At 50.2% G+C, this 10,220-nt stretch carries 8 protein-coding genes; 5 read left to right on the top strand and 3 right to left on the bottom strand.

The annotated features are described in order from the left end of the window. The 3 genes from glmM to ACXLDX_RS08135 form a co-directional block, all read right to left on the bottom strand. Nucleotides 1-1,310 (bottom strand): phosphoglucosamine mutase (glmM, locus tag ACXLDX_RS08145; protein ID WP_457576694.1); only part of this gene is annotated, 1,310 nt, incomplete at its 3' end. A gap of 212 nt (nt 1,311-1,522) precedes the next feature. After that, the gene (locus tag ACXLDX_RS08140) at nt 1,523-3,358 is read right to left on the bottom strand and encodes an ATP-binding protein (protein WP_457576693.1); all 1,836 of its coding nucleotides are present in this window, start codon (nt 3,356-3,358) and stop codon (nt 1,523-1,525) included. A 33-nt stretch (nt 3,359-3,391) separates the two neighbouring features. Next, entirely contained in the window at nt 3,392-4,105 is a 714-nt protein-coding gene (locus ACXLDX_RS08135) for a response regulator (RefSeq protein ID WP_457576692.1), read from the bottom strand. 445 nt (nt 4,106-4,550) lie between these two features. Here ACXLDX_RS08135 and phoU point away from each other — a divergent pair, with 445 nt between their 5' ends. The 5 genes from phoU (at nt 4,551) to pstB (ending at nt 10,080) form a co-directional block, all read left to right on the top strand. Beyond that, a complete protein-coding gene (phoU, locus tag ACXLDX_RS08130) occupies nt 4,551-5,210 on the top strand; it encodes a phosphate signaling complex protein PhoU (protein WP_457576691.1) in 660 nt (219 codons plus the stop codon). A gap of 28 nt (nt 5,211-5,238) precedes the next feature. After that, the gene (pstC, locus tag ACXLDX_RS08125) at nt 5,239-6,624 is read left to right on the top strand and encodes a phosphate ABC transporter permease subunit PstC (RefSeq protein WP_457576690.1); all 1,386 of its coding nucleotides are present in this window, start codon (nt 5,239-5,241) and stop codon (nt 6,622-6,624) included. Beyond that, nucleotides 6,617-7,930, top strand: a complete 1,314-nt coding sequence (gene pstA / locus ACXLDX_RS08120) for a phosphate ABC transporter permease PstA (protein WP_457576689.1) — start codon at nt 6,617-6,619, stop codon at nt 7,928-7,930. Before pstC ends, pstA begins: the two co-directional genes overlap by 8 nt. Nucleotides 7,931-7,970: 40 nt before the next feature. Next, entirely contained in the window at nt 7,971-9,017 is a 1,047-nt protein-coding gene (locus tag ACXLDX_RS08115) for a PstS family phosphate ABC transporter substrate-binding protein (protein WP_457576688.1), read from the top strand. 187 nt (nt 9,018-9,204) lie between these two features. Continuing rightward, nucleotides 9,205-10,080, top strand: coding sequence for a phosphate ABC transporter ATP-binding protein PstB (gene pstB, locus ACXLDX_RS08110; protein ID WP_457576687.1), 876 nt, complete (start codon nt 9,205-9,207; stop codon nt 10,078-10,080). Nucleotides 10,081-10,220: the final 140 nt, after the last annotated feature.

Raw genomic sequence — 10,220 nt, 5'->3', positions numbered from 1 at the left:
GCAATTGTATTAATTTCCTCTGAATTCTTCCCCTCCACCATGACTCGTATGACCGGTTCCGTGCCGGACGCCCGCACCAGGATACGTCCATCATTACCGAGTTGTTTTTCATATTCTTCAACTGTTTCGGTAAATTCAGGAAGATTCTTTACGTCAATTCTTGTGCTGGTCCGTACATTTTTCAGAACCTGTGGGAAGCTGTGCATGATGGTCGCAAGCTCCGAGAGTGGATTTTTTCTCTTCTTCATGATGGCCAGAAGCTGCAGGCCGGCAAGAATTCCATCTCCAGTGGTTATATGATCCAGGAAAACAAGATGGCCGGATTGCTCACCGCCAAATGAATATTTATGTTTTCGCATGCACTCGACAACATACCGGTCCCCGACCGCGGTTCGTACCATTCTGCCGCCCATCTTTTCCATGGCAACCTCAAGGCCCATATTAGACATGACCGTTGATACCAGGGTCTTTTTCTTCAGTTTTCTCTGTTTAAGCAATTCCCCGGCGCAGATGGCCATAATATGGTCACCATCCACTATCTCGCCCCGTTCGTCACAGACGATCAACCTATCCCCGTCTCCATCGAGGGCCAGACCGATATCGGCACCGGTTTCTCTGACTTTTTCGGCCATCAATTCAGGAAAAAGAGCCCCGCAGGCATCGTTGATGTTTTTGCCGTCCGGCCTTATGCCCAGTGTGGTAACCCTGGCCCCAAGCTCCTCAAATACATGGGGTGCCACACCGTAGGTTGCACCATTGGCACAGTCGAGAACGATATGAAAATCATCCAGGGTATATTTTTTAGGAAAAGTGTTCTTCAAAAAGACGATATACCTCCCCCTGGCATCATCTATTCGCATGGCCATACCAACCTCATCGGCAACAGGCCTGAGTGCTGCCATTTTCTGGGAGAAAATAAGATCCTCTATTTCCGCCTCAACCTCGTCAGGCAGTTTGAACCCGTCACTGGAAAAAATTTTTATGCCGTTGTCCTGGAATGGATTATGGGAGGCTGAAATCACCACTCCGGCGTCGGCTCGCATCGAGGTTGTGATAAAGGCTATTCCGGGCGTGGGAAGCGGACCGACAAGCAATACATCCACACCCATGGAGCAGATTCCTGCCGCCAGTGCATTTTCAAGCATATAACATGACTGCCTGGTGTCCTTGCCAATGACAATCCTGTGCCCCTTGGCTCTTTTTTTAACAATAAATGCTATTGCCCTGCCAACCTGCATGGCAATTTCAACAGTCATGGGATAAATATTCGCGACTCCACGAATACCGTCAGTACCAAAGAGTTTTCTCATTATATTTTCTTACGTGTTTTTCAAGTGTCCCAGCAACATCGTTAACTTAAGCGATGAGTCCCATTCCGACCTCGTCCGAGGGACGCCACAAACCCGTCCCTGGGGGCTTGACTGCAGCCGTCCTGGCTGCAGACACCCTCGGCCAAGGTCAGAATGGGACTTTCATGAACCATCTTGTCCTTAAGTTAACGACATTGACCTCTGAACTGTGATTACTTTTGAAGTATTATCATAAATTCGGAACCTGCCCCCTCCTCGCTTCTGACCTCCACATGCCCACCATGTGCCTGTACAATATGCTTTACAATGGCAAGACCGAGACCGGTCCCCCCGAGATTCCTGCTCCGTGCCTTGTCGATCCGGTAAAAACGCTCAAACAGGCGGGGAAGATGTCGGTCGGCAATGCCGCAGCCCTCATCTTTTACACAAATGAGCACCTGTGAACCACCTCCACAGTTCTCCTCTTCGCTCACCTTTATCACAACACTACTTCCCTCAGGGCTGTAACTGATGCCGTTGACCAGCAGATTGACCAGCGCCTGTTCAAGCAATGAATGGTTCATCATAACCTGCAGATCATCTCCACATTCGACAACAACACCAACACCGGCTTTTTCCGCTTTATGCTGACAGCTTTTTACGGCAGACAGAATCACCGGCCTCAGCAGTCCTTCCGCAAGCTGGACATTCCCCCGGTTTGAGTCCTCTTCTATGCGGGACAGGATCAGCAGCTCATCAATTATAGTGGAAAGCCGAACCGCCTGATGAAGTACAATTTGCAGAAACCCCCTGGCTTCTTCCCGATCATCGAGAGCCCCGTCGAGCAATGTTTCGACATAGCCGCGGATGGATGTCGTGGGAGTCCGCAATTCATGGGAAACATTGGCGACAAAATCCCGCCTGATACCTTCCAGGCGTTTTAATTTACTGACATCATTCATTACCAGCAGAACACCACCACCGCCCCCATCCATGTCCTGCAGAGTAACAATATGAATCTGCAGATACCTGTCCCTGAAGGAACCGGGAAGGGTTATTTCGTCCTCAACAGGCACACCATCTTCAAGAACGTTGGTGACCTGCTGCTGCAGCCGGTTGTTTCGTACCAGTTCATGTACCAGTCTGCCCACCACCTCCTCTTTTTTAACACCAAACAGCCTTGCCGCTTCAGTATTGATCGACATGACCCGCTCCTGCCGGTCAATGGCAACCACAGCTTCAACCATGCTGGAAAAAACCGTCTCAAGCCGATTCCTGTGAGTTTCTATTTCACGAATCTTCTCATCAAGCAGGTGGGCCATCCTGTCCATGGAGGCAGAGAGTTTCACAACTTCCAGGGATGCGGCCTTTCCGGCTGCCGGCCCCATCCGACTGCTGAAATCCCCCCGGGCAAACTGCTCGGCCTTCCTTGTCATCTGTTCCAGGGGCCTGCTGATATTACGGGATATGAGAAGAGTAACCAGGGCGGCAAGGACAATCACACCAGAAGAGACCAGGCCGATTCGCAGCCGCATTCTTTCCAGGGTTCTGTCAAGAGATGACACGGAAACCGAAGTACGCAGTACAGCTTCCACCGCTGAACCTTTACTCTTCGAAGAAGAGTGAAAAAGAATATTGTAAAGAGGAACAGCCACATAGATGAGGTTCTCCTCCAGGGTGTGGCTGAATCGCTTTGAAACTCCTGTTTTTCCGAGCAATGCCTTCTTAATTTCCGGACGGTTACGGTGATTATCCATGATGTCCGGGTTTTCCTTTGAATCCGCGATAACCCTGCCGTCCGCCAGGATTACCGTTATCCTGGTGCCGGATTCCCGCCCCGCAAAGACACAGTATCGTCTCAATTCCTTCTGCCTGTTCCCCCGGATCAGTTCCTTTATTCCTGATTTCAACAAACTGGCCCTGGCTTCAAGATCTGCCGTTACATCCGCGAAATAGAATTCCTGAAACGTGGAGGTGGAAAACCAGCTCACAGCCAGAATAGCCAGAAGAATGATGACCACATTAACCGGAAACATCTGCCACAGCAGCTTTCTCGGTCCCATCTTCATGCTCAATCGCCTCCTTCTTCGTAATGTAATTGCTTACTCTGAACCCTTGAACCGATATCCCATTCCCCTGACGGTCTCAATCATCGTACCGAAATCACCGAGTTTTTTTCTTAATCCGAAGATCTGTACATCAACGGCCCTGGGGGTCACCAGGAAATCATAGCCGCGGACAGCATCTATAATCTGCTGCCGGGAAAATACCCAGCCCGGTTTTCCGGCGAGAAGGGCCAGGATACCAAATTCAGTCATGGTCAACTGTAACTCTAGTCCATGAAGGGTCACCAGATGTCGTCCCCGGTCTATTGCCAGGCCGTTCACTTCAATCCTGCTCTGTTTTCCATCATCTCTTTTGTTTGTTTCGGCCGCCTGGCTCCTGCGAACAACCGCCTGAAGGCGGGCCTCGAGAACCCGCGGACTGAACGGCTTGGTGATATAATCATCAGCCCCGCACTGCAAGCCTGTCACCACATCCTCCTCCTCACCCCGGGCGGTGAGCATGATAATGGGAATGGCCGAAAACCTTTTTCCCATCTCGTTTTTCATGGCTGAGCAGACATCAAGACCACTGATACCCGGCAACATCAGGTCCAGCAGAACACAATCAATTTCCTCCCTGCAAAGAATCCGCAGAGCCTGCTCACCCGAATCCGCACAACTGACATTATAGCCTGCCCTGAGCAGATTGTAGCTGACCAGCTGCTGTATATCCGGCTCATCCTCCACAACAAGCACATTTATTTTTTTCATTGTTTTCATTTTTCGTAACTACTCACAGGGGTGGCAATTATATGATTTTATTACCTCTGAACTGTAATTGCTCACAGGTGCCGCAGATTTTTGCAGGCTCTTTTGTTCGCTATAGCCTACCTATGCGGACAAAAGAGACCGTGAAAAGCTGGGGTGCCTGTGAGTAATTACCATTTTTCTTTTTCTGATTACGTACAGAACTCAACCTGACACTTACGAATCCGGCAAGACTATGGTGCTTTATTTTGGTGACCACGGCAACACCTTTTCCCCTCCTAACCGTATCCTAATATTCATCTAACAGCAGGAAAATAATTACCCTCTATTCTTTCGGCCAATGCTTGTTCGGTATTTGTAACTGGTTACAGGGGTAGCAAGCAGATGATTTTATTACTTCTCAATTGTAATTGCTTCAAATTTAACTTTGAGCAGATGGAATAAACGAATGAACACCCATTACACCTTTCACCACGAACTGACCAGACTCAACCGGAAGATCCTGCGGCTGAGTACCATGGTTGAGGAGCGTGTCCGCAGGGCGGCAGAGGTCATTGAGACCAAGGACGAGGAGACAATCAGGTCACTTATTCTGCTGGACTATGAAGTGGATGAAATGGAAGTTGAAATTGAAGAGGACTGCCTGAAAATTCTTGCTCTCCACCAGCCCGTGGCCAGGGATTTGCGATTCCTGATCGCGGTGATCAAGATCAATAACGAAATGGAACGGATCGCTGATATTGCCGTGAGTATTGGCATGCGGGTCCAGAATATCGGCAAATTTCGTCACCCTGAGGCAGTCAGCTACGATTTCTCGGAAATGAGCAGCCGTGTTCTGGACATGCTGAAAAAGAGTATCGACTCCTTGATCAGACGGGATGCCAAAACGGCCGGAGAGATCTTTCTTGCCGATGACGCGGTGGACCAGCTCCGCAACCGCTGTTACGAAGATATCAAGGAACGGATCCGCCGGGATCCTGAACATCCCGGTTACCATATAAACACCTACCTGCTGGCCCGTCACCTGGAGCGGATCAGTGACAGGGCCGTCAATATCGCCGAAGAGGTGATCTATTTTGTCGAAGGCACCATAACCCGCTTTCCGTAGGAACTTCCGAACAGAAACAACCGCAAAAATGTCAACACTCTATCACTCCATACTTCCGTTCCTCACGTTCCTGGCCGCAGCCGCCTATTTCTGTGCAGCGGCCAGAGCGAAAAAGCTGGCTGCAGGGGGCAGTACCCTCCATTCCCTCCCCACCCATTACGGCGTCTATTCGATGATCTGCGCAATTCTTCCCTCTCTGCTCCTCTATTTCCTCTGGATCTTCCTGGAAGATAAAATTGTCATCACACTGATAAATAAAACATTACCGGAAACGCTTCTCCAACTGCCCGCCAGTGAATTATCCCTGGTGATCAACGATATAAAAAATATTGCCTCCGGGGCTTTCACCGCCAGGATCGCTGATCCGGTCATTGGTGGTGCGGCCAGACACTATATGACAGTGAAGGCCACTGGCAGAACCATTTTATCTCTGTCACTCCTTCTGCTCTCCTTTCTTTCCCTTGTATTCACCCTGAAATCCATCCACGGTGGACTCCGGGCACGAAACCGGGTTGAATTTATTGTCAGGATATTTTTAATCTGCTGCTCCGGAGTGGCAATACTGACCACCTTGGGGATTGTTCTTTCGGTTCTTTTTGAGTCTATCCATTTTTTCAGGATTATTCCATTGACCGATTTTCTCTTCGGCCTGAAATGGAGTCCTCAAATGGCAATCCGCGCAGACCAGGCCGGATCATCCGGCGCCTTCGGTGTCATCCCCCTGATGGCTGGAACCCTGCTTATCGCCTCCATTGCCATGGCGGTGGCGATTCCCCTGGGACTCCTGTCCGCCATATACCTGTCGGAATATGCTGGAAAACGCCTGCGCACCCTGGCAAAGCCGATCCTTGAGATCCTTGCTGGAATTCCCACGGTGGTCTACGGTTTTTTCGCGGCCCTTACCGTTGCCCCAATGATTCGTGATACGGGAACATTTTTCCATCTGCCGGTCTCCTCGGAAAGCGCCCTGGCCGCGGGACTGGTCATGGGAATCATGATCATCCCCTTCGTTTCCTCCCTCTCGGACGATGTTATCCACGCGGTCCCCCAGTCCCTGCGGGACGGCTCTTTCGCTCTGGGAGCCACTCATTTTGAGACCATAAGACACGTGATCATCCCGGCAGCGCTGCCCGGTATTGTCGGCTCTATTCTTCTTGCCGTTTCCAGGGCAATCGGTGAAACGATGATAGTTGTCATGGCGGCCGGTCTGTCGGCAAACCTTACCTGCAACCCTCTGCAGGCCGTAACCACAGTCACCGTCCAGATTGTCACCCTGCTGGTGGGTGATCAGGAATTTGACAGTCCAAAAACCCTGGCGGCCTTCGCCCTCGGGCTTCTCCTCTTTCTCTTTACCTTATGCCTCAACGTCATCGCCCTGCGGGTGGTTCGAAAATACCGGGAACATTATGAATAAGAAAAACAATACAAGAATTGGACAAAACAGTGCCGAATACAATTTCTCCATAATCCGGCAGGGGCTTGCCGGACGCTACAGGCGGGAAAGAAGTTTTCGTCTGCTGGGTCTCTGGGCCGTTATCATGAGTATTGCCTTTGTCCTCTTTCTATTTATCTCCATATTTTCCAAAGGGTACACCGCATTTGAACAGACACGGATTGCCATTGACATCCACTTTGACCAGAACTTCTTCAGGAATGAAAATCTTGCCAGAGCCGATTATCCCGGAATAGTCAAATATTCTTTACGAAAAATGTTTCCAATGGTGAAAACGAGAAAGGACAGGAGAGCCCTCTATCATCTTGTCAGCCCGGCGGCTTCCTACAGACTTCGGCAAATGGTTCATGATAACCCGAAACTGATCGGCACCATAAAAACCGTATGGGTTCCGGCGGATGATGATGTGGATATGCTGATGAAAAGCGGTCTGCCGGGTGTCAGTGGCGATGGAGAAAAAACAATAAGTAATGCACGGATCAGCGATCTTCAACTGAAGTGGCTGCTCATGCTGCAGGAAGGCAAACGGATAAGGAAAGAATTCAATTCCACATTTTTTACGACCGGTGATTCCAGGGAACCTGAGCTAGCCGGGATACTGGGAGCAATAAAAGGTTCTTTCTATACCCTGCTTATTACCCTTGCCCTTTCCTTCCCCATCGGCACGGCAACGGCAGTCTATCTGGAGGAATATGCTCCACGGAACAGGTGGACGGATCTCATCGAAGTTAATATTAATAATCTCGCGGCTGTACCATCCATCATCTTCGGCCTTCTCGGCCTGGCCATTTTTATAAACTTCTGGGGTCTGCCCCGTTCAACTCCGCTTGTCGGGGGCCTCGTTCTTACTCTCATGACACTGCCCACCATCATTATCGCGGGAAGAGCCTCCCTGAAATCGGTTCCACCATCCATCAGGGAAGCCGCTTTCGGAGTAGGGGCCTCAAAACTGCAGACCATAACTCATCACGTCCTCCCCCTGGCCCTCCCCGGCATGCTGACCGGGACAATAATCGGCATGGCCCAGGCCCTTGGGGAAACAGCACCATTACTGATGATCGGCATGGTGGCCTTTATCGTCGATATTCCCGGTTCGATCACCGATGCAGCCACCGTACTGCCCGTACAGATTTATCTCTGGGCGGACAGCCCGGAACGGGCCTTTACCGAGAAAACCTCGGCGGCCATCATGGTTCTTCTGGCTTTTCTGATTTCGATGAACGCGCTGGCTGTCTACCTGCGTAAAAAATTCGAGATCACCTGGTAACATTTTTTAATAAAAAATTAGAAAAAAGGAGAAAGTAACAATGAAACTTGTAAAAAAAACCCTCTTCCTGGCAGGAGCCATGTCACTCTTTCTGGCCAATGGCCCTGCCCAGGCCCGGGACACCATCTCCATTGTGGGATCATCAACAGTTTACCCGTTCGCCACGGTTGTTGCTGAAAAATTCGGTAAAACAACCCGCTTTAAAACCCCGAAAATTGAGTCCACCGGTTCCGGTGGCGGTTTCAAACTGTTCTGCTCCGGTGTCGGAGTAAATTACCCCGATATCACCAACGCCTCCAGGGCCGTGAAATCATCAGAACTTAAGAAATGTGCCAGCAACGGTGTAAAGGACATCGTGGAAATCAAAATCGGTTACGACGGCATTGTCCTGGCCAACAGCAGACAGGCAGCGCCCCTCAAACTGACACGCAGGGATATCTTTCTGGCCCTGGCTAAAAATGTTCCCGACCCGGCCGGATCCGGAAAACTCATCGCCAACCCGTATAAAACCTGGCAGGATGTCAATCCTGATCTTCCGGCCATCACCATCGAGGTGCTCGGGCCTCCTCCCACATCCGGTACCCGTGACGCCTTTGTTGAACTGGCCATGGAGGGCGGCGGCAAGACTTTTGATTTTATCAGGACCATGAAAAAAAAGGATAAAAAAAAGTATAAAAAACTCTGCCATACCATCCGGGAGGACGGCGCCTATATTGAAGCGGGAGAAAACGACAATCTGATTGTCCAGAAACTGCAGAGCAACCCTGCCGCCGTGGGTATCTTCGGTTTTTCCTATCTGGACCAGAACAGCGATTTAATCCAGGGTTCCACAATTGAGGGACAGGAACCGACTTTTGAAGCCATTGCCGACGGGAAATATCCCATTTCCCGTCCCCTGTTCTTCTATGTGAAAAAGGCCCATGTGGACGTTATCCCCGGTATCCGGGAATACCTGGCCGAATTCACCAGTGAAAAGGCCTGGGGTCCGGAAGGCTATCTGGCCGACAAGGGTATGATTCCCATGCCTGATGCGGAAAGAGACAAATATCGGGCTAATGCTGCCACTCTCAAAACCATAGAGATGTAAGCCCTCCACTGATAGCCATCAGGTTCAGGCCCCGCCCTGTTCATTCTTCCCTCCATTCCCTGGTGGTTATCAGTTTTCCGGGAAAAAACAAACTCTGAGGTGGTAACTCTATGATTTTATTAGCCTTGAATTGTAATTATGATTCACCGCCTAAGCTGATACCAAAATTTATGCATGGGAGCGGAAAATGGAACTGACAGCGGAACTCGAAAAAACAGCTTTCACTCACCCTGAAACCACTGTTTCCAATGAACTGAACAGGGAAAAATCAGCAGGCAGCCGGACAATCGGCACACCTTTTGTTGATAATCCTCGAATGATCTGCAGGAATGTGGAGGTCTTTTACGGTGAAAAACGGGCCATCAATAATGTTTCCATTGATGTGGGAAGAGAAGAGGTCCTTGCCATGATAGGCCCCTCAGGCTGCGGAAAGTCCACTTTTCTCCGCTGTCTCAACCGTATGAATGATACTATCCCGATTTGTCGGGTCAGGGGTGAAATCCACCTTGATGGAGAAGATATCTACCATCCTTCAGTGGACATTGTCCCCTTAAGAGCCCGGGTCGGTATGGTTTTTCAAAAGCCAAACCCTTTTCCTAAATCAATCTATGACAATGTCGCCTACGGCCCGAAGATACATGGCCTGACCAGAACCAGAGAAGAACTTGATACGATAGTGGAAGATTCACTGATAAAGGCGGGATTATGGGAAGAGGTCAGGGACAGGCTCCATGATCCGGGGACGGGGCTGTCCGGCGGCCAGCAACAGCGACTCTGCATCGCCAGGGCCATTGCAGTCAGTCCCGAAGTGATCCTGATGGATGAACCCTGTTCCGCCCTTGACCCCATCGCCACGGCCAAAGTGGAAGAACTGATCGCCGAACTGCGTACCCAGTTCTCAATCGTGATCGTCACCCATTCAATGCAGCAGGCGGCCCGGGTTTCCCAGCGGACCGCCTATTTTCACCTCGGAGACCTGGTGGAAGTGGGACAAACGGAACAGATTTTCACCAACCCGGGTCACCGGTTAACTGAAGATTACATAACCGGTCGGTTTGGTTGATATATCATAATTACTCACAGGTACCCCAGCTTTTCACGGTCTCTTTTGTCCGCATAGTAGGCTATAGCGAACAAAAGAGCCTGCAAAAATCTGCGGCACCTGTGAGCAATTACAGTTCAGAGGTTATAAAATCACATATT

The sequence above is a fragment of the Desulfomarina sp. genome (assembly GCF_054039375.1).
The sequence above is the reverse complement of the archived record's forward strand: the minus strand, read 5'-3'. Positions and strand labels throughout refer to the sequence as shown.